The organism is Rugamonas sp. DEMB1 (genome assembly GCF_029834475.1).
GTDB classification, from domain to species: domain Bacteria; phylum Pseudomonadota; class Gammaproteobacteria; order Burkholderiales; family Burkholderiaceae_D; genus Rugamonas; species Rugamonas rubra.
In genome coordinates, this window is record NZ_CP122407.1 from 2,167,860 (window position 1) to 2,192,090 (window position 24,231).

The 24,231-nt window shown below is 66.3% G+C and carries 17 protein-coding genes; 11 read left to right on the top strand and 6 right to left on the bottom strand.

The window, feature by feature from the left end; translation table 11 throughout:
- Nucleotides 1-8: 8 nt before the first annotated feature.
- A complete protein-coding gene (locus tag QC826_RS10035) occupies nucleotides 9-452 on the bottom strand; it encodes a hypothetical protein (RefSeq protein ID WP_279765469.1) in 444 nt (147 codons plus the stop codon).
- Nucleotides 453-608: 156 nt separating this feature from the next.
- Between QC826_RS10035 and QC826_RS10040 the strand changes: the two genes are divergently transcribed.
- On the top strand, nucleotides 609-1,754 hold the full coding sequence (locus tag QC826_RS10040; protein ID WP_279765470.1) for an alpha-hydroxy acid oxidase: 1,146 nt from the start codon (nucleotides 609-611) through the stop codon (nucleotides 1,752-1,754).
- Nucleotides 1,755-1,797: 43 nt separating this feature from the next.
- Here the strand turns inward: QC826_RS10040 and lldP are convergent, their stop codons facing one another.
- The gene (gene lldP / locus QC826_RS10045) at nucleotides 1,798-3,438 is read right to left on the bottom strand and encodes an L-lactate permease (protein WP_279765471.1); all 1,641 of its coding nucleotides are present in this window, start codon (nucleotides 3,436-3,438) and stop codon (nucleotides 1,798-1,800) included.
- A gap of 71 nt (nucleotides 3,439-3,509) precedes the next feature.
- A complete protein-coding gene (locus tag QC826_RS10050; RefSeq protein WP_279765472.1) occupies nucleotides 3,510-6,338 on the bottom strand; it encodes an FAD-binding and (Fe-S)-binding domain-containing protein in 2,829 nt (942 codons plus the stop codon).
- A 338-nt stretch (nucleotides 6,339-6,676) separates the two neighbouring features.
- Here QC826_RS10050 and QC826_RS10055 point away from each other — a divergent pair, with 338 nt between their 5' ends.
- Both QC826_RS10055 and QC826_RS10060 read left to right on the top strand, forming a co-directional pair.
- Entirely contained in the window at nucleotides 6,677-7,435 is a 759-nt protein-coding gene (locus QC826_RS10055; protein ID WP_279765473.1) for a FadR/GntR family transcriptional regulator, read from the top strand.
- 105 nt (nucleotides 7,436-7,540) lie between these two features.
- Nucleotides 7,541-8,542: an ABC transporter substrate-binding protein gene (locus QC826_RS10060; RefSeq protein ID WP_279765474.1), complete on the top strand. Its 1,002-nt coding sequence runs from the start codon at nucleotides 7,541-7,543 to the stop codon at nucleotides 8,540-8,542.
- A gap of 50 nt (nucleotides 8,543-8,592) precedes the next feature.
- On the opposite strand, the gene QC826_RS10065 is transcribed toward QC826_RS10060, so the two are convergent.
- The 3 genes from QC826_RS10065 to QC826_RS10075 all read right to left on the bottom strand — a co-directional run bounded on the left by QC826_RS10065 (nucleotide 8,593) and on the right by QC826_RS10075 (nucleotide 12,212).
- Nucleotides 8,593-9,897: an integrase gene (locus QC826_RS10065; protein ID WP_279765475.1), complete on the bottom strand. Its 1,305-nt coding sequence runs from the start codon at nucleotides 9,895-9,897 to the stop codon at nucleotides 8,593-8,595.
- A gap of 321 nt (nucleotides 9,898-10,218) precedes the next feature.
- The gene (locus tag QC826_RS10070; protein ID WP_279765476.1) at nucleotides 10,219-11,265 is read right to left on the bottom strand and encodes a D-2-hydroxyacid dehydrogenase; all 1,047 of its coding nucleotides are present in this window, start codon (nucleotides 11,263-11,265) and stop codon (nucleotides 10,219-10,221) included.
- A complete protein-coding gene (locus tag QC826_RS10075) occupies nucleotides 11,262-12,212 on the bottom strand; it encodes a LysR family transcriptional regulator (protein WP_279765477.1) in 951 nt (316 codons plus the stop codon). The genes QC826_RS10070 and QC826_RS10075 overlap by 4 nt, the downstream gene beginning before the upstream one ends.
- Before the next feature lie 155 nt (nucleotides 12,213-12,367).
- Between QC826_RS10075 and QC826_RS10080 the strand changes: the two genes are divergently transcribed.
- From QC826_RS10080 to QC826_RS10115, 8 genes are all read left to right on the top strand, one after another.
- On the top strand, nucleotides 12,368-12,592 hold the full coding sequence (locus QC826_RS10080; protein WP_093389780.1) for a hypothetical protein: 225 nt from the start codon (nucleotides 12,368-12,370) through the stop codon (nucleotides 12,590-12,592).
- On the top strand, nucleotides 12,592-13,458 hold the full coding sequence (locus QC826_RS10085) for an alpha/beta hydrolase (RefSeq protein WP_279765478.1): 867 nt from the start codon (nucleotides 12,592-12,594) through the stop codon (nucleotides 13,456-13,458). Before QC826_RS10080 ends, QC826_RS10085 begins: the two co-directional genes overlap by 1 nt.
- 155 nt (nucleotides 13,459-13,613) lie before the next feature.
- The gene (locus tag QC826_RS10090; RefSeq protein WP_099416997.1) at nucleotides 13,614-14,876 is read left to right on the top strand and encodes an efflux RND transporter periplasmic adaptor subunit; all 1,263 of its coding nucleotides are present in this window, start codon (nucleotides 13,614-13,616) and stop codon (nucleotides 14,874-14,876) included.
- A gap of 5 nt (nucleotides 14,877-14,881) precedes the next feature.
- Nucleotides 14,882-18,064 carry an efflux RND transporter permease subunit gene (locus QC826_RS10095; RefSeq protein ID WP_279765479.1) on the top strand — a complete coding sequence of 1,061 codons (3,183 nt, stop codon included), beginning with the start codon at nucleotides 14,882-14,884 and terminating at the stop codon, nucleotides 18,062-18,064.
- Between the two features lies 1 nt (nucleotide 18,065).
- Nucleotides 18,066-19,550: an efflux transporter outer membrane subunit gene (locus QC826_RS10100; protein ID WP_279765480.1), complete on the top strand. Its 1,485-nt coding sequence runs from the start codon at nucleotides 18,066-18,068 to the stop codon at nucleotides 19,548-19,550.
- 244 nt (nucleotides 19,551-19,794) lie between these two features.
- Nucleotides 19,795-21,273, top strand: a complete 1,479-nt coding sequence (locus QC826_RS10105) for a GGDEF domain-containing protein (protein WP_279765481.1) — start codon at nucleotides 19,795-19,797, stop codon at nucleotides 21,271-21,273.
- Between the two features lie 86 nt (nucleotides 21,274-21,359).
- Complete coding sequence (locus QC826_RS10110) at nucleotides 21,360-23,024, top strand: SulP family inorganic anion transporter (protein ID WP_279765482.1); 1,665 nt, start codon at nucleotides 21,360-21,362, stop codon at nucleotides 23,022-23,024.
- Nucleotides 23,025-23,429: 405 nt separating this feature from the next.
- The gene (locus QC826_RS10115) at nucleotides 23,430-24,224 is read left to right on the top strand and encodes an ABC transporter ATP-binding protein (RefSeq protein ID WP_279765483.1); all 795 of its coding nucleotides are present in this window, start codon (nucleotides 23,430-23,432) and stop codon (nucleotides 24,222-24,224) included.
- Nucleotides 24,225-24,231: the final 7 nt, after the last annotated feature.

Sequence of the window (24,231 nt, forward strand, 5' to 3'; positions counted from 1 at the left end):
CGTCTAGCCTAGATGCCGAACTTCCTGAGTAGGGCCGGCAACAATTGCGCGAGAAAGACTGCGGAGACCACCCACAGAATAATGGTTGTTTTGGCTTCCGCCAGCGCAGCCTTGGTTTCGGCCCTGTCTTCCGCTCGCGCCGCATTGGTTTTGGCCCTGTCTTCCGCTCGCGCCGCATTGGTTTCGGCCCTGCCAAGCGCCAGCTCGGCTTTGGTTTCGGCGATGCCTTTCGCCAGCGCCGCCATGATCTCGGCTTTCACCTCGGCAAGGTCGGATTTTGTGGCGCACGTCGCCTTCAGCACCGCCAGATCGATTTTGATCGCGGCCACGTCGGCTTCCAGTTTTGTCAGGCGCGCTTCCACATTTCCATCATAGGGTGGCCCGCCGCCGGCGTCAAACGGCACACTGTCCTTCTGTCCGGATTCCCCTGGCTCTTCGGCGGCGCTGCTCATGACTTTCCCTTTTTCAATGTGCGCAGTCAAGAAACCCGAAGCGGTACACTGTTCGCCCGAGTGGCCCGCCGCCTAGGCAGGGCGCGCAGCACTTTCCTATTGGCATTTCCGGCGAAATGGACCATGATTTGACGGTTCATCGACGAGGGAGTGTGCATGACCATCATCACCTGCATTGAGGATCTGCGTCGGCTGGCCCAGCGGCGCGTGCCGCGCATGTTCTACGACTATGCCGACTCCGGCTCCTGGACCGAGTCGACCTACCGCGCCAACCACAGCGATTTCCAGGCCATCAAACTGCGCCAGCGCGTCGCCGTCAACCTGGAGAACCGCACGCTGGCCGGCAGCATGGTCGGCCAGCCCGTGGCCATGCCGGTGGCGCTGGCGCCGACCGGCCTGACCGGCATGCAGCACGCCGACGGCGAGATCCTGGCCGCCCGCGCGGCGGAAAAATTCGGCGTCCCCTTCACCCTGTCGACCATGAGCATCTGCTCGATCGAGGACATCGCCGCCCACACCACGGCGCCGTTCTGGTTCCAGCTGTATGTGATGAAGGACCGCGAATTCATCAACCGCCTGATCGACCGCGCCAAGGCGGCGCGCTGCGGCGCGCTGGTGCTGACCTTGGACCTGCAGGTGCTGGGCCAGCGCCACAAGGGCCTGCGCAACGGCCTGTCGGCGCCGCCGCGCCTGACCATCGCCAACCTGATCAACATGGCGACCAAGCCGCGCTGGTGCCTGGGCATGGCCGGCACGCGCCGCCGCGGCTTCGGCAACATCGTCGGCCACACCTCGTCGGTGACGGACATGTCCTCGCTGTCGGCCTGGACCAGCCAGCAGTTCGACCTGAGCCTGTCGTGGAAGGATGTGGAGTGGATCAAGCAGCGCTGGGGCGGCAAGCTGATTCTGAAGGGGATCATGGACGCCGAGGACGCGCGCCTGGCGGTGGAGAGCGGCGCCGACGCCCTGGTCGTCTCCAACCACGGCGGCCGCCAGCTCGACGGCGCGCAGTCGTCGATCGGCGCGCTGCCGGCCATCGTCGACGCCGTCGGCAAACAGATCGAGGTGCACATGGACGGCGGCATCCGCTCCGGCCAGGACGTCATCAAGGCCTTGGCGCTGGGCGCCAAGGGCGTCTACATCGGCCGCCCCTTCCTCTACGGACTGGGCGCGATGGGCGAGCAGGGCGTCAGCAAATGCCTGGACATCATCCGCAACGAGCTGGACCTGACCATGGCCTTCTGCGGCCTGCGCGACATCGCCGACGTCGACCAGAAGATACTGCTGCCCGGCACGTATTGACCGGGCCGGGCGCCGGCGCGTGGCCGGCCGGCGCCGCAGGGGCTTACGGTATCATCCAAGGGAACAAATACGCCTGCGCCAGGGTGATCAGTCCGACCAGCACGGCCAGCATCAGGCTGTGCTTGACGGTGAAGCGGAACAGGTCCGATTCGCGTCCCACCAAGCCGACGGCGGCGCAGGCCACCGCGATGGACTGCGGCGAGATCATCTTGGCGGTCACGCCGCCGGTGGTGTTGGCCGCCACCAGCAGGGTGTCGGAGACGCCGATCTGGTGCGCCGTGGTGGCCTGCAGGTTGCAGAACAGGGCGTTCGACGAGGTGTCCGAGCCGGTCAGGAACACGCCCAGCCAACCGAGCAAGGGCGAGAAGAAGGGGAAGGCCGCGCCGGTTCCGGCCAGCAGCAACGCCAGGGTCGAGGACAGGCCCGAGTAGTTGGCGACGAAGGCGAAGGCCAGCACCATGCCGATCGAGAAGATCGGCTTGGCCAGCTCGCGCACCGTTTCGGCGAAGGTGGCCACGGCGACGCGCGGCTTCATGCGCAGCATCAGCAGCGTGGTGATGGCGGCGAGCAGGATCGCGGTGCCGGTGGCGGCCAGCCAGTTGAAGGAGTAGACCGCCGTGTAGGGCGTGGCGAGCTTGACGATCGGCACCATCTTGACGACCAGCTTGTCGAGCATCGGCACCGGCACGTTGATGACGGTCCAGGCCAGCTCGCCGGTCTTGGCGAACAGCGCCTTGAAGGGCTTGAGCGACCAGATGGTGACGAACACGGTGAGGATCAGGAACGGCGACCAGGCCTTGACGACGACGCCGAGCGGCTGGTTGGCGATCTTGACGGTGGTTTCCTGGCCGGGGAAACGGAAGATGCGTTTCGGTTTCCAGAACTTGAGAAAGACCGCCAGCGAAATCAGGCTGGCCAGCGCCGAGGTGATGTCGGGCAGTTCGGGGCCGATGTAGTTGGCGGTGAAGAACTGGGTGACGGCGAAGCTCAGGCCGGTGACCAGGATCGCCGGCCAGGTTTCGCGCACGCCGCGCCAGCCGTCCATGATCAGGATGACCCAGACCGGAATCAGCATCGACAACAGCGGCAGCTGGCGGCCGGCCATCTGGCCGATCTTGAACGGGTCGATGCCGGTGACCTGGCCGGCCACGGTGATGGGGATGCCCATCGCGCCGAAGGCCACCGGCGCGGTGTTGGTGATCAGGCAAAGGCCTGCGGCGTAGAGCGGATTGAAGCCCAGCCCGACCAGCAGGGCGGCGGTGATCGCCACCGGCGCGCCGAAGCCGGCGGCGCCCTCGAGGAAGGCGCCGAAAGCGAAGCCGACCAGCAGCATTTGCAGGCGTTGGTCCTCGGTCAGCGAGACCACCGAGGCGCGGATGATCTCGAACTGGCCGGTCTTGACGGTGATTTTATAGAGGAACACGGCGGTGACGATGATCCAGGCGATCGGCCACAGGCCGTAGAGGAAGCCGTAGCCGGCCGAGGCCAGCGCCATCTGCACCGGCATGCCGTAGAAGAACACCGCCACCAGCAAGGCCAGCAGCACGGTGATGGTGCCGGCCACGTGGCCCTTCATACGCAGCAGCGTCAGGGCGACGAAGAAGAAGATGATCGGTATGGCCGCGACTAGCGATGAAAGCCATAGGTTGCCTACTGGATCGTATATTTGTTGCCAAGCCTGCATGGTGGGTCTCCTCCGGGGTAAACAGAAATAATCTTGTTGTGGTGTGGCTTTTTTCGCAAAACACTAAGGGGTCAGCACAGCTCCTTGCCGTCGCCGCGGCTGCATTCCTCCAGCAGGTAGGCGACCGAGCGGTAGTTGCGGCCGGTCTCGGCGGTGAGGCCGATCTCGCAGGTGCGGTTGGTCGACACGCCCTGGCAGCAACTGCTGGGCAGGGCGGCGTGGACCTTGCGCAGCGCGTGGGCGTTGAGCTCGGGCACGACGAAGCCACGGTCGCCGCCGAAGCCGCAGCAGAGCACGCCGTCGGGTTCGATCATCTGCTCGGTGCAGGCCGCGACCAGGCGGCGCAGCTTGCCGTCGGCCTGGGCGCCGCGCACGCTGCAATTGATGTGCAGGGCGATCGGCTCGGCGCTGCGGGTGATGCGCAGGCGCGGCAGCAGCGCGTCGTGGGCGAACTCGTGGAAGTCCAGCAGGCGCAGGCGGCCGGCCAGTTGCGCGTGCATGCGCGCCGAGCAGGAGCTGGCGTCCATGATGACCGGGTGGTAGCCGCCGTTGCCGTCGTCGGCCGCCTTGAGCAGCGCGGCGCAGACGGCGTCGGACATGCGCTTGGCGTCCTCGTCCATGCCTTTGCTGGACAGCATTTGGCCGCAGCACAGCGTGTCGACCCGTTCGGGCAGGCGCACGGCGTAGCCGGCGCGCGCCAGCAGCGTCATGATGACCTCGGCCAGGCCGGGCTCGCCGCCCTGGTTGGCGCCGAAGATGCGCCCGCCGCAGGCCGGGAAATACACCACCGGGTCGCCGCCGCCGGCCGCCTGGCGTGGCGGCTGCTGCGACTGCAACTGCGGCTGCGGCGGCCGTGGCGGCGGCGGCGTGGTGCCGGCGCGCGGCATGCCGCGCTTCCAGGCGCCGCCGGACAGGCGCGACAGCACCGTTTCGCCGAGCACGCCGGCGGCCACACGGCCCACCTTGAGCGCGGCGCGCGACAGGCCGGCCACGGCGGCCGGATGGTCGGCGCTCCAGCTGCCCAGCTGGCGCGCCACCGGGCCTTGGGCGCGGCCGCGCAGCAGGCGGATCAGGCCGCCCGTGTCGATGCCGACCGGGCAGGCCGTGGCGCACAGGCTGCAGCCGGCGCAGGTGTCGATGCCCTGGTAGTCGAAGGCGTCGCGCATGCCCTCGTCGTCCAGGCCGGCCAGGGCGCGGGCCGACATCTCGCGCCAGCTGGCGATGCGCTGGCGCGGCGACAGGGTCAGCTGGTGCGACGGGCACATCGGCTCGCAAAAGCCGCACTCGATGCAACGGTCGATGCCCGGCTCGGCGGCCGGCATCGGTTTCAGATGGCGCAGGTGGGCCTGCGGATCGTCGTTGAGGATGACGCCGGGGTTGAGCAGCTTGAGCGGATCGAAGGCGCGCTTGATGCGGCGCATCAGCTCGGTGGCGTCCTTGCCCCATTCCTTCTCGACGAAGGGGGCCATGTTGCGCCCGGTGCCGTGTTCGGCCTTGAGCGAGCCGTCGTACTTGTCCACCACCAGCAGGCAGACCTCGTCCATCAGGCGGGCGTAGCGCTGCACCTGCTCGTCGCTGGCGAAATCCTGGGTGAAGACGAAGTGCAGATTGCCCTCCAGCGCGTGGCCGAAAATGATCGCCTCGCTGTAGCCGTGGCGCAGCAACATGGCCTGCAGGTCGAGCGTGGCGGCGGCCAGCGACTCGATCGGGAAGGCGACGTCCTCGATGATGACGGTGGTGCCGGCGGCGCGCACCGCGCCCACCGACGGGAAGGTGCCCTTGCGCACCTTCCAATACATGGCGCAGGTGTCGGCGTCGGTGGAAAAAGCGGCCGGCTCCAGCGTGGCGATCTCGGCCATGGCGCCCAGCGCCAGCGCGATGCGCTGCTGCAGGCCGGCGGCCGTGTCGGCGCGCACCTCGATCAGCAGGGCGGCGGCGTCCGGCCCCAGGGTGCGCATCACGGCCGGCAGGCCCGGCGTTTCCTGCACCGAGCGCAGGGCGGCGCGGTCGAGCAGTTCGACCGCCGCCACCGGCTGCGGCTTGAGGCGGATCACCGCCTGGCAGGCGGCGTCGATGTCGGCGAAAAACACCAGCGCGCTGGCCTTGTACGGGTCTTCCACCACCGTGTTGTAGGTGATTTGCGAGATGAAGCCGAGCGTGCCCTCGGAGCCGATCATCAGGTGGGCCAGGATGTCGACCGGGTCGCGGTAGTCGAGCAGGGCGTTGAGGCTGTAGCCGGTGGTGTTCTTGATCTTGTACTTGTGGGCGATGCGCGCGGCCAGCGCCGGGTCGGCGCGGGTGGCGTCGGCCAGGGCCGCCAATTCGGCGAGCAGGGCCGAGTGGCTGAGCCGGAAGCTGGCGACGCTGGCGGCGTCCTCGGTGTCGAGCAGGGTGCCGTCGGCCAGCACGACGCGCATGCCGGCCAGCGTCTGGTAGCTGTTCTGCGCCGTGCCGCAGCACATGCCGGAGGCGTTGTTGGCGGCGATGCCGCCGATCTTGCAGGTGTTGATCGAGGCCGGGTCCGGGCCGATCTTGCGGCCGAACGGCGCCAAGCGCGCGTTCACCGCCGCGCCCACCATGCCGGGGCCGCAGCGCACGGTGGCGCCGTGCGGCGCCACGTCGCAATTGGCGAAACCCTCGCCGATCAGGGCCAGCACGCTGTCGGTGACGGCCTGGCCGGACAGGCTGGTGCCGGCGGCGCGGAAGGTGACGGGCTGGCGGTGCTCGCGCGCCAGTGCCAGCAGCGCCTGCACCTGCTGCTCGGACTCGACCACGGCGACCACGGCCGGCGTCATGCGGTAGAAGCTGGCGTCGGTGCCGTAGGCCAGGCGGCGCAGCGGGTCGGTGACGACCTGCTTGGCCGGCAGGATGCGGGCGATGGCGGCGATCAGGGCTTTCATGCTTGCCCCGCTTGGCGCGCTTGGCGCGCTTCGCCCCGGCCCTGTCTCAGCGGGGCGGGCGTGGCATTGCCGATGATCTGGGCGTGGCGTGGCTGGGGCGGATAGCGCCGATTGGCTTGCATCGTTTGTCTCCTTCTGGCTGTCTTTTTTCTTCTGGTAAAGTGGTCTTACCACTTTATGCGGTGAACTATAGAGGCATGGAAATGGCTTGTCAATGCCTTATCTTTGGGCAGTGCGTTTGTACAACAGGTTGTCGGCAACTCGTTTCGGACAACTCGGGTTGACAGATCGGAAGGTGCTAAATATGATGGAAAGTGGTCTTACCTCTGAAAACGCCGATGCCCCAACGCCCCGCAGTTCCCCGCCTGTCCGACATCGTCGCCAACGACCTAGAAAAACGCATCCTCGAAGGTTCGCTCAAGCCGGGCGACCGGCTCGGCTCCGAGCGCGACCTGGCGCTCGAACTGGGCGTGTCGCGCCCGTCCTTGCGCGCGGCCATACAGAAGCTGGTGGACAAGGTGCTGACCACGCGCCACGGCGGCGGCACCCACGTGACCGACCGGCTGGAGGCGCATTTTGTCGACCCCTGGCAACAGATGCTCAGCGGCCATCCGGCGCTGCAGCGCGACCTGCTCGAATTTCGCCAGATGTTGGAAAGCCAGGCGGCCTCGCTGGCGGCCGAGCGGGCCACCGAGGCCGACCTCGCCCGCCTCGACGCCGCCTACGCCGAGTTGGAGACGATGTATGCCGACGGCGACCTGGACTCCTGCATCGGCATCGACGCGGCCTTCCACCAGGTGATCGCCGAGGCGGCGCACAACGCGCTGATCGGCCACCTCAGCGCCAGTTTGATGAAGGTGCTGCACAGCGACGTGGCGCGCAACCTGGAGCACCTGCACGCGCAGCCGCCGCGCTGGGACTGCCTGCAGGCGCAGCACCGGGCGATCTGGCTGGCGATCCGCGAGCGCAAGCCGGAGGCGGCGGCGCAGGCGGCGCGCCAGCACATCGAGTTCGTGCGCAAGAGCATGGCCGAGAACGCGCAGGAGGACGAGCGGCGCGGCAGCGCGCTGCGCCGCCTGGGCGAACCGGGCGCCTAGACTTGGATAGCGCCCCCGCCGCAGCTTGCCGGCGGCAATGACCGATGTGATAAGTTATGGTGTGCAATATGCAGCTCCGCTGCATCGCGGGCACACACTTCGGGGATGATGATGGGCGTTTTCCGCTATCTGGTGGTGGTCTGCGTGCTGCTTGTCAGCGGCGCTCCGCCGCGCGCCGCCGCCGCCGAGAGCATCCTCGTCATCGAAAGCTACCACGCCGAGTTCCCGTGGGATGCCGGCTACAAGGAGGCGCTGCAAGCGACGCTCGGCAAAAAGTATCAACTTGAGTTCTTTCAAATGGATACCAAGCGCCTACCCAAGGCGCAGCACGCGGCGATGGCGGACAAGGCCTGGCGCCGCTTTCAGGCGCTCCGTCCGGCCCTGGTGGTACTCGGCGACGACGCCGCCCTCAAGTTGCTGGCGCAACGCCTCGGCACGACCACCGTTCCCGTGGTCTATTTGGGCATCAACAACAATCCGCGCAAGTACTTCGACGCCTCCGTCATCAAGAACATCACCGGCGTGCTGGAGCGGCCCGCGCTGAAGCGCAACATCGTCTTCGTCAGCGGAATCCTGCCGAAGGCCAAGCGCGCCCTGGTGTTGTTCGACACCGACGTCACCTCGCAAGTGGTGCTGCGCGAAACCTTCGACGGCAAACACCGGCAGTCGATCAACGGCGTCAGCGTCGAGCTGAAATTGGTCGATCGGTGGGAGCAATGGCAAACGGAAGTATTGAACGCCAAGAAGAACTATGACGTCATTTTCATCGGCCTGTATCAGGCCGTGCACGACGCCAGCGGCAAGAGTGTCAACACCAGCGACGAGGCGGTGCGCTGGACCTCGGACAAGGCGCCGGTGCCGGTTTTTTGTTTCTGGGATTTCTCGGTCGGCGCGGACAAGGCCATAGGCGGCCTGGTCCTGTACGGCAAGGAGCAAGGCAGGGCGGCGGCCGACCTGGCGCTGAGGATCTTGTCCGGCACGGCGCCGGAAACCATCTACCCCGTCACCGCCGACCGGGGCCGCTTCCTCTTCAGCAGAAAGCAACTACAGCGCTTCCACATCACCTTGCCGGCGGAAATCGCGGCCGAAGCGAACTACACGGATTAGGAGTGGCAACCCGTGTTCCAAGTCTGCCGATCTGCATTTGATGCGCATCGTCAACTCGCTTCGAGCAGTTCGACGCAAGCGAGCGGGTTGGTGGCATCCACCAGGGCAAGAGCTATGTTGGCCTTGGCCACCAGTTCGAGCGGCTTTAGATTCTGGACATAGTGGCCGTGTGTGACTCGATCCATCCCGGCCCCGGCGAGTTTTGCCACCGTGCGCAATCCTGGGGTGAGCGCTACGCTATCGAGCTTTCCTCCATGCAAAATGAGGTTCCTCTGCCTGTACAGCCGGTGAAAGGAATCGGAAATCACCTCGCGGATCGTTTCCAACTCAACTTTGGGACTATGGAACAATTTTCGCATCCGCGTCACGGCCGCTTGGTCGCTTAAGCCAGGCAACGCAGGCATGCTCCCGTCGATGATCATGCCGCCGATCAAGCGTGAACGCTCGCGGTTGCTTGTCCGGTCCTCTCGGTACAGCTCCCGCACTTCGACGCCACGCCGCTCATGGTCCAGATCGACCGGTGCCGTGCTGCCCGCGACCCAAAGCTTGGGTAATCGATTCAAGGGGTGGCCTGTGGCCAGCAACGTTCGTGCGGCGTAACGGTCGGATTCGCTACGCGCTACTTGCGCTGCCCCGATGGCGTCACGCGCCCTGACCCTGAGAACAAGCGCCGCAGGGGCGCGGACGCCGGCAGTGTCGAAGCCGTGAGTTCTCAGCCAGGCGATGATTGTCGGTCCTTGCAGCCATGACGGCGGCACGCCATTGCGCAGCCTTGGTACTGACCCGAACGCGAGTAGCACTTCGATTTCGCGTGGAGGGCTAGCGATCATTTCTTGCTGCAGGTCATCGCACAGCCGCGCCAGCGAAAAGGGAATGCTCCTTTGAATGCGCGTGTTGATGAAATCATGCAAGTACTGCTCGGAGAATCCGGCATCGAGCAGATGAGCCGCCACACTGCGCGCAAAAAGTTCGACATTGAAAATTCCGGAGGCAAGCACGCGACCCCACCTGGTCAAATAATCGGCCGAAACGATGGAGGATATTTGTCGGATGATGTAGTGCGCCACGCTATCTGGGCGCGGCACCTGTTGGAGGTGCAGATTCAGCAGCTTCTTCTCGGCGCCGGTGAATCCTGGATGGAGGCCGACGCGCTTGTTTAGCGATGAAATAAGTCGTTTGATGGACGCTTCGCTGAGATGCCCCTGGGCCATGGCGGCGCAGCCCTCATACAATTCATCCAGTGCCAACACCACGCCGATACCCCAGAGGGATCGGTTCCAGGGACTGCGCTCGGACAGGAATTCGAGCAGACGTACGACGGCGAGGTTTTCGAGCGGATTGACAGAGGGTGTCATAGGCGATACGATGGTGGCTCGGCTAGTAAGTGGAAACGCAAACTTGCTGGTACACCCTCTACGAGGGGTTCGACCCGAACGGATACTGCAGTCTAACTGATCAGTCCAATTGGCTTGTTCCCCCAGCTATTCAAAGACTGGCCCCGCATTGCGGGGCTTTTTCTTTGCGGCGCCGTCCCGTCGAACGGAAGGCGGTGTCGTCATCCGCATTTCTCATACAAGCACTATACCATCTGCCCTGGCTCATCCAAAAGACAGGATGCGCGTCGCTCCTCGGCAATCCGAATCAGCGCTTTGAGCGCATCGGCGTGGTTCATGTATCTAGTCTGCGGAGATGCCCGTGTTTCCATCCACCACGACGTTGCGCGCTCGTCCCGCCGCCCACGCCTCGATGTTGTCGACCAGCTGGTCGGCCAGCGCCTGCATGGCCTGGCCGCTGGCCCAGGCGTTGTGCGGCGTCAGGATGAAGTTGGGCAGGCGCAGCAGGAGCAGCGGGTTGTCGGCCGGCGGCGGCTCCTGCGTCAGCACGTCGAAGCCGGCACCGGCTATCACGCCGCCCTCCAGCGCCTGGGCCAGCGCCGCCTCGTCGACCAGGCCGCCGCGCGCGGTGTTGATCAGCAGCGCGCTGCGCTTCATGCGCGCCAGCTCGGGCGCGCCGATCATGTTGCGCGTCTTGTCGTTGAGCGGCAGGTGCAGGCTGATCACGTCGGCGGTTTCCAGCAGCTCGTCCCAGCCCACCTGGCGCACCTCGGCGTCGTCCACCGGCGAGCGGGTGTGCACGATCACCTTCATGCCGAAGGCGCGCGCCAACCGCGCCGTCGCCTGGCCCAGCGCGCCGTAGCCGACCAGGCCCAGCGTGCTGCCGGCCAGGTCGGCGATGGGGTGCTCGAACAGGCAGAAGCGGCTCGAACGCTGCCACAAGCCGGCCTCGACGTCGGCGCGGTAGGCCAGCAGGTTGCGCCGTAGCGCCAGGATCAGCGCGAAGGTGTGCTCGGGCAGCGTGTGCACGGCGTAGTTGCGGATATTGCAGACGGCGATGCCGCGCGCCCGGCAGGCCGCCAGGTCGATCACGTCGGTGCCGGTGGCGGCGACGGCGATCAGCTTCAGCTCCGGCAACTGGGCCAGCGCGGCCTCGCGCAGCGGCACCTTGTTGGTAATGGCGATGCTGGCGCCGCGCAGGCGCGCGACCACGCCGGCCGGATCGGTGGCGTCGAGCGCGGCGTCGCTGCTCGCGCCTGTACTCGCGCTTGTGCTTGCGCTTGTACTCGGGTATTCGCTCCAGCGGTGGGCGAAGGCCGGTGCGCGCAGCGTGGCGACCAGGCTGGCGCGGTCGAGGAAGACGATGTGGTGGGCAGGCGCTGCGTTCATATGGCGACCTCGAAGGTGGTGGGGCGCGCCGATGCCTTGGGCAGGCGCATGCCGGGGTGGTTGGAAAACAGTTCGGCGACCCATTCGACGAACACCCGCACCTTGGCCGACAGGTGGCGGTTCTGCGGATACACCACGTGCACCGGCAGCGGCTCGGAGGTCCAGTCGGGCAGCAGCAGCTCGAGCCGGCCGTCGGCCAGCATCGGCTCGAGCAGGAAGTTGGTCATCTGCAGAATGCCCAGGCCGGCCAGGCCGGCTGCCAGGTAGGCGTTGGAGTCGTTTAGGGCGATGCGGCCGGGCAGGGGGATGCGGTACTGCTCGCCGTCGCGGGCGAAGTCCCAGTCGAAGATCTTGCCGGTGCGGGCCGAGAAGTAGTTGATGCACTGGTGGCGTTCCAAATCGGTCGGATGGGTCGGCCGGCCGAAGCGCGCCAGGTAGGCCGGCGCGGCGCAGGTGACGAAGTGGATGATGCCGACCCGCCGCGCGATCAGGCTGGTGTCGATCAGCGCGCCGCCGCGCACGGCGCAGTCGACGCCTTCCTCGATCAGGTCGACGGTGCGGTCGCTGCAACCGAGTTCCAACGTGATGTCCGGGTAGCGGGCGAAAAAGTCGGGCAGGGCGGGGATCAGGATGTCGCCGGCCAGGCCGGTGGGCGCGTCGACGCGCAGCCGGCCGCTCGGGCTCAGGCGGGTGCGCGACAGCGACTCCTCGGCCTCGCGCACGTCCGACAGGATGCGCAGGCAGCGCTCGTAATAGGCGGCGCCGTCGGAGGTGACGCTGACCATGCGCGTGGTCCGGTGCAGCAGCTTGACCGCCAGCGCCGCCTCCAGCGCCTGGATCAAGGTCGACACGGTAGCCTTGGGCAGTTGCATATTCTCGGCCGCGCGGGTGAAGCCGCCGGAGTCGACCACCTGCACAAACACTTCCATCGCTTGTAGTTTATTCATCTTTCATCCTCATTGTTCGGATTCCTGAACAATCAATTCGATTTTACACTCTTTATCTGATTGTAGATCAAGTCTATGATTGCTGTACTGCACCATGGGTTCAACAGGAATCCAAGCAGCTCCGGCAGTTCGCCGTTCACTGGGAGGGAAATATCATGGCATATCGAGATGGATTCTTTGCGACGATCGCGCTTGCGCTCAGTTCGGTCGCCTTGGCCAGCATCGTGTACACGGACGAGTATTCGCACGCGGCGCAGGCCGAGGCGAACGGCTACCGTGCCCTGGCCCTCCAAGTGAGCAGCGACAGCAGCCTGGCCTGTGTCGACGAGTTCGAGTCGACCGCCGGCGTGCCCGCCGCCAAGCAGACGGCGGTGCGCTAATGAGCGAAGCGCTGGCGCAGCAAGTCGAGCAGTGGCCGCTGGCCGCCGACCTGAAGATCCGCAACCTGTCGGTCAACGGCGCGCAGACGGCACTGCCGGCGCGGCTGTACTCGCATGGCGAGACCGCCAAGCGCGACTCGCTGATCGTCTTCTTCCACGCCGGCGGCTTCGTCGGCGGCGATTTGGAAGACGCCGACATGTTCCTGCGCCATCTGGTGAGCTGCAATGCAGAACAGTTAGTGCTGGCCTCCAGCTACACGCTGGCTGGGGTCAGCCCGTTTCCCGCCGCAGTCGAGGACGCCCACGCCGTCCTGCTGTGGGCCAAGAAGCACAAGGGCAAGCTCGGTTGGAGCGGCAAGCAGTTGATCGTCGCCGGCATCGAGGCCGGCGCCAACCTGGCGGCCGTCTGCACGCTGATGGCGCGCGACCGCGGCGGCCCGGCGCTGGCCGGCCAGATCCTGATCATGCCGATGCTCGATCCCGGCCTGAGCAGCTGCTCGATGCGCGAGCTGCCGTCGGCGCGCGAGATGGTCGAGGTGGCCGACGCCTGCGCCGCCGGCTATCGCGGCTACCTGCCGAACGCGGCCGACCGGACCCATCCGTACGCCTCGCCGCTGCAGTCGAGTCGATTGAAGAACCTGCCGCCGGCGCTGATCCTGTCGGCGGAGGACGACCCCCTGCGGGACGAAGCAGAACAATATGGCAGCAAGCTGATCGCCTGTGGCGTCAAGACCACCGTCAGCCGGCTGCCGCCCGCCCCCCTGCAGGAGCCGGGGGCACGCAACGAATGCGCCTGCAAAGTCATCGCGCTCGGGGAAATCGCCGGCTTCATGGCGAGCCTGGATAGGCCGGACTCACCGGCCTGACAGGGTTTCCCACCCCTTCAGCAGTAATCCGCAGTAACGAGTAGAACGACGCCACCAGCCCTGGGGGCGCCGCAGGACCGTGCTTTCTCGAAATGTCGCCGAGTGGGCCGGGCTCGCCATCTTTATTAAATATTTTCATACAAAAAGGAATCAACATGAAAAACATTAAACAATTGACCGTCGCGGCAAGGCCTTTGGCCGCCGCCATGGCGCTGGCGGGACTGGCCGCATTCGGCCTTTCGGGTTGCGACACGGCCACCGGCAAGACGGCGGAAGCGCCGGCCGCCGGCGGTCCGCCGATCTCCGCCGCCGTGGTGGTGGAAAAGCAGATCACCGAAACGCAGGAGTTCTCCGGCCGCATCGAGGCCGTCGAGCGGGTCGAGATCCGTTCGCGCGTCAGCGGCTTCATCACCGCCGTCAACTTCAAGCCGGGCAGCGAAGTCAAAAAGGGCGACGTGCTGTTCGTCATCGATCCGCGTCCCTACCAGGCCGAGATGAACCGCGCCGAGGCGGCCGCCTCGTCGGCCCGCGCCAAGGCCGACCTGGCCAAGTTGGAGCTGTCGCGCGCCGAGAAGCTGTTGGCCGACAAGGCCATCGCCCAGCGCGAGTACGACGAGAAGGCCTCCGGCCTGAAGGAGCTCGACGCCAACGCCCGCGCCGCCTCGGCCCAGTTCGAAGCGGCCAAGCTGAACCTGAACTACACCCAGGTGCAGTCGCCCATCAACGGCCGCGTCAGCAAGGCCGAGATCACCGTCGGCAACCTGATCGACGGCGCCGCCATCCTCACCTCGGTGGTCTCGACCGACCGCATCTACGCCAGCTTCGAGGGCGACGAGGACACCTTCCTGCGCGTCGGCGCCCAGTCGCACAAGGGCGAGGCGGTGATCGTCAAGGTCGGCCTGGCCAACGAGAGCGGCTACCCGCACGAAGGCAAGCTCGACTTCGTCGACAACCAGCTCGACCCGCAGACCGGCAGCGTGCGCATGCGCGCCACCTTCGCCAACGTCGACAACGCGCTGGTGCCGGGCTTGTTCGCCCGCGTCCAGCTGGGCGCCGGCAACGGCGGCAAGGAGGTCACCAGCGCGCTGATGATCAACGAGCGCGCCGTCGGCACCGACCAGAACCGCAAGTTCGTCTTCGTCGTCGGCGCCGACGGCAAGGCCGAATACCGTCCGGTCAAGCTGGGCCAGACCATCGAGGGCATGCGCGTGGTGCGCGAGGGCCTGAAGGCCGGCGAGAAGATCGTCGTCAACGGCCTGCAGCGGGTGCGCCCCGGCGCCCCCGTCACGGCGCAAACCGTGGCCATGGATTTCGATCCGACCGCCCCCGCCACCACGCCGGATAGCAAGCCCGCCGCCAAAACCGAGGCGAAAGACGCCAAGGTCGCGGCCAAGGCGGCGACGACCACCAAGGAATAAACACCATGAACTTTTCCCGCTTCTTTGTCGACAAGCCGATTTTCGCGGCTGTACTGTCGATCATCATTTTCGTGGCCGGCCTGCTTGCGATCTTCAAGCTGCCGATCTCGGAGTACCCGGACGTGGTGCCGCCCTCGGTGGTGGTGCGCGCCCAGTACCCGGGCGCCAACCCGAAGATCATCGCCGAAACCGTGGCCGCGCCACTGGAGGAGCAGATCAACGGCGTCGAGAACATGCTCTACATGGACTCGCAAAACACCTCGGACGGCTCGCTGATGCTGACCGTGACCTTCAAGATCGGCACCAACGTCGAGCAGGCCGAAACGCAGGTGCAAAACCGCGTCCAGCGCGCCCTGCCACGGCTGCCGGAAGAGGTGCGGCAGATCGGTGTGACCACCGTGAAGTCCTCGCCCAACCTGACCATGGTGGTCCACCTGGTCTCGCCGGACGGCCGTTACGACGACCTGTACCTGCGCAACTACGCGATCCTGAACGTCAAGGACCAGCTGGCGCGCATTCCCGGCATGGGCGAAACCAATCTGTTCGGCTCGGGCGACTACGCCATGCGGATCTGGCTCGACCCACAGAAGGTCGCCGCGCGCAATATGACGGCGGCCGACGTGGTCGGCGCCATCCGCGAGCAGAACGTGCAGGTCGCCGCCGGTGTCATCGGCGCGGCACCGAACAAAAACAGCGAGTTCCAGCTGACCGTCAACACCCAGGGCCGTTTGCAATCGGTCGAGGAGTTTGGCGACATCATCGTGCGCACCAACGCGGACGGCGCCCTGACGCGCCTGAAGGACGTGGCACGGGTCGAGCTGGGCTCGAACTCTTACGCCCTTCGCTCACTGCTGAACAACAAATCGGCGGTGGCGATCGGCATCTTTGAAGCACCCAACGCCAACGCCCTGCAGCTGTCGGCCGACGTGCGCGCCAAAATGGCGGAGTTGAAAAAGGACTTCCCGCAAGGCGTCGACTACGACGTGGTGTACGACCCGACCCAGTTCGTGCGCGAATCGATCAAGGCCGTCATCCATACCCTGCTCGAAGCGGTGGCCCTGGTGGTGCTGGTGGTGATCATCTTCCTGCAAACCTGGCGCGCCTCGATCATCCCGCTGCTGGCGGTGCCGGTGTCGATCATCGGCACCTTCGCGGTGATGCTCGGCTTCGGCTTCTCGATCAACACCCTGTCGCTGTTCGGGCTGGTGCTGGCGATCGGTATCGTGGTCGATGACGCCATCGTGGTGGTGGAGAACGTCGAGCGCAACATCGCCAACGGCCTGACGCCGCGCGACGCCACGCTGCAGGCAATGAAAGAGGTGAGCGGTCCTATCGTCGCCATCGCCCTGGTGCTGTGCGCCGTGTTCGTGCCGATCGCCTTCGTCTCCGGCCTGTCCGGCCAGTTCTACAAGCAGTTCGCCCTGACCATCGCCATTTCGACGGTGATCTCGGCCTTCAGCTCGCTGACCCTGGCGCCGGCCCTGGCCGCCGCGCTGCTGAAGCCGCACGACGCGCCGAAGGACGCACTGACCCGCCTGATGGACAAGCTGTTCGGCCGCTTCTTCAACTGGTTCAACCGCTTCTTCAACCGCGCCTCGAGCAAGTACGAGACCGGCGTCAAGGGCGTGTTGCGCCGCAAGGGCGCCTCGGTCGGCGTGTACGTGCTGCTGGCCGCAGCCGCCGCCTTCATGTTCAAGGCCGTGCCGCCGGGCTTCGTGCCGGCGCAGGACAAGCAGTACCTGGTCGGCTTCGCCCAGCTGCCGGACGCCGCCTCGCTCGACCGCACCGACAGCGTGATCCGCCGCATGTCCGACATCGCCATGAACGTTCCCGGCGTGGCATCGTCGGTGGCCTTCCCCGGCCTGTCGATCAACGGCTTCACCAACGCGCCCAACGCCGGTATCGTCTTCATCACCCTGAAGCCCTTCGACGAGCGCACCAAGGCCAGCGAGAGCGGCGACGCCATCGCCGCCGAGGTGAACAAGCGCATGGGCGCCGTGCAGGACGCCTTCATCATGGTCTTCCCGCCGCCGCCGGTCAACGGCCTGGGCACCACGGGCGGCTTCAAGATGATGATCGAGGACCGCGCCAACCTGGGCTACGACGAGTTGTACAAGGCGGTGCAGGCGGTGCAGATGAAGGCCTGGCAGAACCCCAAGCTGGCCGGCGTGTTCTCCAGCTACCAGATCAACGTGCCGCAGCTGTTCGCCGACGTCGACCGCGCCAAGGCCAAGCAACTGGGCGTGCCGCTGCAGACCATCTACCAAACCTTGCAGATCAACCTGGGTTCGCTGTACGTGAACGACTTCAACCAGTTCGGCCGCACCTACCAGGTGCGCGTCCAGGCCGACGCCAAGTTCCGTTCGCACGCCGAGGACATCGCGCAACTGAAGGTGCGCAGCGACAAGGGCGAGATGATCCCGCTGTCGTCGCTGATGCGCGTCAAGGACAGCTACGGCCCGGACCGCGTGCAGCGCTACAACGCCTACGTCTCGGCCGAGATGAACGGCGCGCCGGCCCCCGGCGTGTCGTCCGGCGAGGCGCAGGCCGAGCTGGCCAAGATCGCCGCCGAGGTTCTGCCGAAGGGCATCACCTACGAGTGGACCGAGCTGGTGTACCAGGACATCCTGTCCGGTAACACGATGATCTATGTGTTCCCGCTGTGCGTGCTGCTGGTGTTCCTGGTGCTGGCCGCGCAATACGAGAGCTGGACCCTGCCGCTGGCGGTGATCCTGATCGTGCCGATGTCCATCCTGTGCGCCCTGATCGGCGTCAAGCTGACCCACGGCGACAACAACGTCTTCACCCAGATCGCGCTGTTCGTGCTGGTCGGGTTGGCGTCGAAGAACGCGATTCTGATCGTCGAATTCGCCCGCGAACTGGAAGACCACGGCCGCACCACGGTGCAAGCGGCGCTGGAAGCCTGCCGCCTGCGTCTGCGGCCGATTTTGATGACCTCGATCGCCTTCATCATGGGTGTGGTGCCGCTGGTGTTCTCGCACGGCGCCGGTTCCGAGATGCGCCACGCGATGGGTGTGGCGGTGTTCGCCGGCATGCTGGGCGTGACCTTCTTCGGCCTGTTCCTGACGCCGGTGTTCTACGTGCTGCTGCGCACCCTGGCCAAGCGCCTGGAGAAAAAATCCGTCGCGGCCGATGCGGCCGCGGTGAAACTGGAAGGGACTCACTAATATGAAACGCATGACATTACCGCAAGGCCTGGCGCCGGCCCTGTCGGCGCTGACGGCGGCGCTGCTGCTGAGCGCCTGCGCCGCGCCGGAGTTCAAGCAGCCGCAGATGGACGTACCGGCCGCGTACAAGGAAGACCAGGCGCCGGCCACGCCGCTGGTGCAAACCGCCGCCGACGGCAGCAAGTGGAAACAGGCCAAGGCGGCCGAAGCCCAGCCGCGCGGCGAGTGGTGGCTGGCCTTCAACGATCCGGCCCTGAACGGCTTGATCGGCGAGGCCACCAAGGCCAACGCCAACCTGGCCGTGGCGGCCGCCCGCGTCAAGCAGGCCCGCGCCATCGCCGGCGTGGCCGAGGCCGACCGCGTGCCGCAGATCGGCGTCGGTGTCGGCGCCCAGCGCAGCCGCGCCTCGGCGCAGTCGCTCGGCCTGGCGCAGGGCAGCGCGGTGGCCCCGGCCACCAGCTACTCGGCCAACCTGACGGCCAGCTACGAGGTCGACCTGTTCGGCCGCGTCAGCTCCAACGTCAGCGCCGCCCGCAGCGACGCCGCCTCGGTCGAGGCGACCTACCGCTCGGTGCTGCTGGCGGTGCAGGCCGACGTGGCGCAGACCTACTTCCGTCTGCGCGCCACCGACGCCGAGCTGGAGACGCTGAACCGCACCGTCGAGCTGCGCCAGGAGAACGTCAAGGTCAACCAGCGCCGCTTCGACCTGGGCGACATCGGCGAGTTCGACCTGGCGCGCGCCAAGACCGAGCTGGCCACCAGCCGCGCCGAGGCGATCGGCCTGCAACGCCAGCGCGTCACCACCGAGCACGCGCTGGCGGTCCTGCTGGGCAAACCGGCGGCCGCCTTCACGGCCGGCGCCAGCCCGCTGCTCGACACGGCGCTGCTGCCGACCATCCCGCAGGGCATGCCGTCGACCCTGCTGGAGCGCCGGCCGGACATCGCCGCCGCCCAGCGCACCATGGAGGCGGCCAACGCCCGCATCGGCCTGGCCCGCGCCGCCATGTTCCCGGCGCTGACCCTGAACGCCAACGGCGGCGGCGTGTCGGACACCTTCTCGGACGTGTTCAAGTGGAGCAGCCGCTCCTGGCTGCTGGGCGCGCTGATGTCGATGCCGCTGATCGACGGCGGCCGCAACAAGGCCAACGTCGCGCGCAGCGAGGCGGCGCTGGAGGAGTCGGTCGGCAGCTACCGCCAAAGCGTGCTGACGGCCTTCGCCGAGGTCGAGGACAACCTGGCCGGCCTGCGCATCTTGGCGGGACAGACGGCGCAGATCGACGACGCCGTGGTGTCGGCGCGCCGCTCGGCCGACCTGGCGCAGAAGCTGTACACGGCCGGCCGCTCCAGCTATCTGGACCTGCTCGACGCGCAGCGCAACCTGGCCAGCGTCGAGCGCAGCGCGGTGCAACTGCGCGGCAACCGCGCCGTCACCACGGTGGCGCTGATCCGATCGCTGGGCGGCGGCTGGGATAGCGCGGCGCAGTAGGCCTGGCTGGCGGCAAACGAAAAACGGCGGACGCGCGGGCGTTCCGCCGTTTTTTCATTTCCGCGCCGGCATGCGGTGTCGGGGCGCAAGCGGCCGGTTCCTTGCCGCTAAGCCGGAACAGGTGGTGGCGCATCGGGGCGGGCGAGGCGGCGGCGCAACACAAAAAAGGTTGCCAACTATGAACTTTATGGCACACTATGAAGCATTCCATTCCAATAAAAACGCACTTTGCCGGAGATGAGACATGGCCGATCCCGATAGCCGACGCGACCACGTCGGCTTGTTCCTCAACCTGGCCGGCGAGCGCCGCACCGCGTTCCAGTCCGAATGCGGCGAGATGTTCGGCCGTTTGCTGCTGGCCGACACCATCGACACGGCCGTGGCCGCCCTCGGCCGGCAGAAGGTCGACCTGATGGTGGTCGACCTGGGCGGCTTCGAGGGAGCGGTCGAGCTGGCCGCCGTGGGCGCGCTGATCCGTGGCCGCAACGGCGCGCCGACGCTGGTGCTGTGCCCCTACGTGGGCAGCTGCTGGCTGCCCGAGCTGATGGCCTGCGGCCCGCTGCACTACCGCATCACGCCCATCCTGGCCGCCGAGACGCAGCAGGCGGTACGCCAGGCGCTGGCCGCGCCGCTCGACGCGGCCGCCTCGGCCCAGCAGGTGCTGCTCGACAAGGAGAAGGAGCTGCGCGACCTGCTGACCATCCAGCGCAGCCTGCAACGGGCGCTGGGCAGCGTCGACGAGGTCGGCATCATGGCCTCGCAGGTCTGCCTGGCGCTGTGCAGCTTTCCCGGCGTGCGCCACACGGCGCTGCTGCACATGAAGGAGCGCGGCGACCTGCAACTGATGGCGCAGGAGTCGCGCAACCACCTCGACATCGGCCGCCTGATGGGCCGGCGCGACCGCCTGCTGCAGTCGCCGCTGCACGAGATCTTCCCGCCGCTGCTGGCCGTGGCGACGGGCGAGATGGTGCTGCTGGACGCGCCGGAGAAGGCCGGCGACCCGGAGCTGGCGCTGAGCCTGCACGACCGCGACGTGCAGATGGTCTTGGCGTTGCCGCTGCGCAACGAGCCGGGCGGCCCGGTGCAGGGCGCCATCAGCTTCATGTTCGACCGCCACCTGCAGTTCTCGCGCGAGCAGTTCGCCTGCTTCGCCAGCCTGGCGCAGTTCGTCAGCTTCGCGCTGGGGATGAGCGAGCTGAAGCACCAGAACGACGCGCTGGCCGGCAGGCTGACGCAGATGAGCACGGTCGACGCGCTGACCGGCGCGGCCAACCGGCGCAAGGGCGAGGAGATCCTCGACAACGAGATCCGCCGCGCCCGCCGCTACGGCCTGGAGCTGGCGGCGATCTCCTTCGACATCGACAACTTCCGCTCCGTCAACGACCTGTACGGCTATCCCATCGGCGACCAGGCGCTGCGCGTGGTGGCCGGCACCGTCTCGGCGCGGCTGCGCACCTCCGACACGCTGGCGCGCATGCGCGGCGAGGAGTTCATGATCGTCGCCACCCACACCGGCGCGGTCGACGCGCTCAAGCTGGCCGAGAAGCTGCGCGCCACCATCGCCGACACCGAGCTGCCCGGCTGCGACACCGTCACCATCAGCCTGGCGGTGGCGCAGGTGGCGCCGGACGAGGGCGTCAGCGCCGTGCTCGAGCGGCTCGACGCCGCGCTGCACCGCGCCAAGCGCTCCGGCCGCAACTGCGTCGAGCTGGCGATGCCCTAGGCCGGATCGGCGGCGCGGTGCCGCCATGTCTAGACCAGTTCGCTCCGATGGCGTAGGCTGGCGGTTTTCAGCGTCATGGATTCGACATGCTTCAATGGTTAAGGCAATACCGGCGCGCCCAGCTGCCGGGCGACATCAGCGCCGGCCTGGTGGTGGCGATGATGATGATCCCGCAGGGCATGGCCTACGCCATCGTCGCCGGCCTGCCGCCGGTGGCCGGCATCTACGCCAGCATCCTGCCGCCGCTGGTGTACGCCGTGTTCGGCAGCAGCATGACGCAGTCGGTCGGCCCGATGGCCATCGTCTCCTTGATGACGGCGGCGGTGATCGGCCCGCTGGCGCCGGCCGGCACCGGCCTCTACACCGTGCTGGCGGCCCAGCTGGCGCTGGTGGCCGGCGCCGTGCTGCTGCTGTGCGGCGCGCTGCGCATGGGCTTTCTGGCCAACTTCTTCTCGCGCCCGGTGATGGGCGGCTTCGCCTTCGGCTCGGCCGTCGTCATCGCCCTCGGCCAGTTGCACGCGCTGCTGGGCGCCGACGCGCCGCATGATTTTCCCAACCTACACGTCCACCTGCCCAGCGCGCTGCTGGGCGGCGCCTCGCTGTTGGCGCTGCTGCTGGCCAAGCGCTACCTGGCGGCGCTGCTGCGCGGCTGCGGCCTGCCGGCGGCGGCCGCCGAGATCGGCGCGCGGCTGGCGCCGATGCTGGTGGTGCTGGCCGCCACGGCGCTGATGGCCTGGTCGGATTTGCCGGCGCGCGGCGTGCGCCTGACCGGCGCGGTGCCGGCCGGCCTGCCGGGGCTGAACCTGGCGATCTCGTCGGCGCACTGGAAGCCGCTGTTGCAGCCGGGCCTGCTGATCGGCTTCATCGTCTTTTTGATGAGCATGTCGGCGGCGCAGACGCTGGCGCTCAAGCGCAACGAGAAGCTGCTCAGCAACCACGAGCTGGTCGGCCTGGGCGCGGCCAACGTCGCCAGCGCGCTGAGCGGCGGCTTCCCCGTCACCGGCAGCATCTCGCGCTCGGCCGTCAACTTCGCCGCCGGCGCCAACACGCCGCTGGCCAGCGTGCTCACCGCGCTGCTGCTGGCCGGCGCGCTGGTGGCGCCGACCGGCTGGCTGGCGCTGCTGCCGCTGCCAACGCTGGCCGCCACCATCATCGTCGCCGTGCTCGGCATGCTGGAGTTCGACACGCTGCGCCTGGCCTGGCGCTACGACCGTGGCGACGCGGCGGCCTGGCTGGCCAGCGGCGTCGGCGTGCTGGCGCTGGGCGTCGAGGCCGGCGTGGTGATCGGCGTGGCGCTGTCGATGGGCACCCTGATCTGGCGCGCCAGCCGGCCGCACATCGCGGTGTTGGGGCGCATCGCCGGCAGCGAGCACTTCCGCAACATCGAGCGCTATCCGGCCGAGACGCAGCCGGGCTTGCTGGTGCTGCGGGTCGACGCCAACCTGTTCTTCGGAAACGCCGAGGCGGTCAGCGAGCGGGTCGAGGAGGAGCTGCGCGGCCACCCCGGCGCGCGCCACCTGGTGCTGGTGATGTCGGCGGTCAGCTCGATCGACACCACGGCGCTGTTCGCGCTGGGCGAGCTGAACGAGAATTTGAAGCGGCGCGGCGTCGGCCTGCATTTGGCCGAGGTGAAGGGGCCGGTGCTGGACCGGCTGCGCCACAGCGAGTTGTTGGCGCGCTTGAACGGGCGCTTGTTCCTCAGCACGGCGATGGCTTGCGACGAGTTGCAGCGATTGGCCGTGGAGAAATAGGCGGCGTTCCGCCGATGTTCTGGCGGCGGAATCGCCGCCAGTGCCGCCCCGGCATCCACTTTCATCTCGGGTGTTGAATCCGCTAAACACAACTGTATTGCATTGTCAATAAATTATCTAATGTGTGGTATTTTCACCGCATTTCCCCCGCCTGCCTGCCCGTTTCGAGCAATACCAAAACAGACCAATTGAGGCCGCCCGCCAGGGCCGACTCCCTCTAGAATTTCCCGCCCGACCCGCTCGAAAGAACGCAGACCAATTGTGTGTCCTTGGGCGTCCATGAATTTGCCAAAAAATAAATTTTACGAAAATAGCAATTACAAATGGACATCTATTATTTAATTGCTATATATTGGTATCAAATTGGTATCATCTGAGTGGCGGCGGAAGCCGGAAGATCCACTCTTGGCTTACGGGGTAGGGCGGGGGGAAGCGACAACGCCAACGCTGTGCCGAGGATGCTCGGTATATGAATTTCAACTGGGCAACATCGCTTCTGATTGGGTAATTTTTATGATTGTTATAAAAAACCTGCACAAGTCCTTCAACACATCCGGAAAATTTCTGCATGTGTTGAAGGGCATCGACCTTGAAATCGATAGGGGGGAATTCGTGTCGATAATGGGCGCCTCTGGTTCAGGAAAGTCGACGCTGCTGACAATAATGGGCTTGTTGGACGGTTATGACGAAGGGCAATATCGTTTCAACGATGTCGACATGTCAAAACTGTCCGACCGGCGCGCGGCCGATTACCGTAGCCGTTTTTTCGGATTTGTTTTTCAGTCTTTCAATCTTTTACCATTCGCAAACGCCACGGACAACGTGGCACTGCCTTTGTACTATCAAGGGGAAAGCCGAAAAGCCAGGACAAAGAAGGCTAGTGAACTGCTGGAAATGGTGGGACTGGGCAACCGTCTGGGACATTTTCCGAATGAGTTGTCGGGTGGCCAAAAGCAACGCATCGCTATCGCAAGGGCGCTGGCGGGGAATCCGGCGGTTATTTTCGCGGACGAGCCGACCGGGGCCTTGGACAGCATCACAACCGAAGAAATCATGGCCTTATTTAAGCAAATAAATCTGACAGGAAAAACCATCGTCCTAATCACGCATGAGCAAGATGTGGCGGATCAAACCGGCAGGCAAATAAGATTCAAGGATGGTTCGATCCTTTCCGACCAGAGGCCCCAGCCCATCCGATAGGACAGCA

Coding starts and splice junctions, on each gene's coding strand:
- QC826_RS10035 (WP_279765469.1), bottom strand. CDS start 452: ATGAGCAGCGCCGCCGAAGAGCCAGGGGAATCCGGACAGAAGGACAGT.
- QC826_RS10105 (WP_279765481.1), top strand. CDS start 19,795: ATGGCCGATCCCGATAGCCGACGCGACCACGTCGGCTTGTTCCTCAAC.
- QC826_RS10065 (WP_279765475.1), bottom strand. CDS start 9,897: ATGACACCCTCTGTCAATCCGCTCGAAAACCTCGCCGTCGTACGTCTG.
- QC826_RS10095 (WP_279765479.1), top strand. CDS start 14,882: ATGAACTTTTCCCGCTTCTTTGTCGACAAGCCGATTTTCGCGGCTGTA.
- QC826_RS10060 (WP_279765474.1), top strand. CDS start 7,541: ATGATGATGGGCGTTTTCCGCTATCTGGTGGTGGTCTGCGTGCTGCTT.
- QC826_RS10085 (WP_279765478.1), top strand. CDS start 12,592: ATGAGCGAAGCGCTGGCGCAGCAAGTCGAGCAGTGGCCGCTGGCCGCC.
- QC826_RS10080 (WP_093389780.1), top strand. CDS start 12,368: ATGGCATATCGAGATGGATTCTTTGCGACGATCGCGCTTGCGCTCAGT.
- QC826_RS10110 (WP_279765482.1), top strand. CDS start 21,360: ATGCTTCAATGGTTAAGGCAATACCGGCGCGCCCAGCTGCCGGGCGAC.
- QC826_RS10090 (WP_099416997.1), top strand. CDS start 13,614: ATGAAAAACATTAAACAATTGACCGTCGCGGCAAGGCCTTTGGCCGCC.
- QC826_RS10075 (WP_279765477.1), bottom strand. CDS start 12,212: ATGAATAAACTACAAGCGATGGAAGTGTTTGTGCAGGTGGTCGACTCC.
- QC826_RS10050 (WP_279765472.1), bottom strand. CDS start 6,338: ATGAAAGCCCTGATCGCCGCCATCGCCCGCATCCTGCCGGCCAAGCAG.
- lldP (WP_279765471.1), bottom strand. CDS start 3,438: ATGCAGGCTTGGCAACAAATATACGATCCAGTAGGCAACCTATGGCTT.
- QC826_RS10040 (WP_279765470.1), top strand. CDS start 609: ATGACCATCATCACCTGCATTGAGGATCTGCGTCGGCTGGCCCAGCGG.
- QC826_RS10070 (WP_279765476.1), bottom strand. CDS start 11,265: ATGAACGCAGCGCCTGCCCACCACATCGTCTTCCTCGACCGCGCCAGC.
- QC826_RS10100 (WP_279765480.1), top strand. CDS start 18,066: ATGAAACGCATGACATTACCGCAAGGCCTGGCGCCGGCCCTGTCGGCG.
- QC826_RS10055 (WP_279765473.1), top strand. CDS start 6,677: ATGCCCCAACGCCCCGCAGTTCCCCGCCTGTCCGACATCGTCGCCAAC.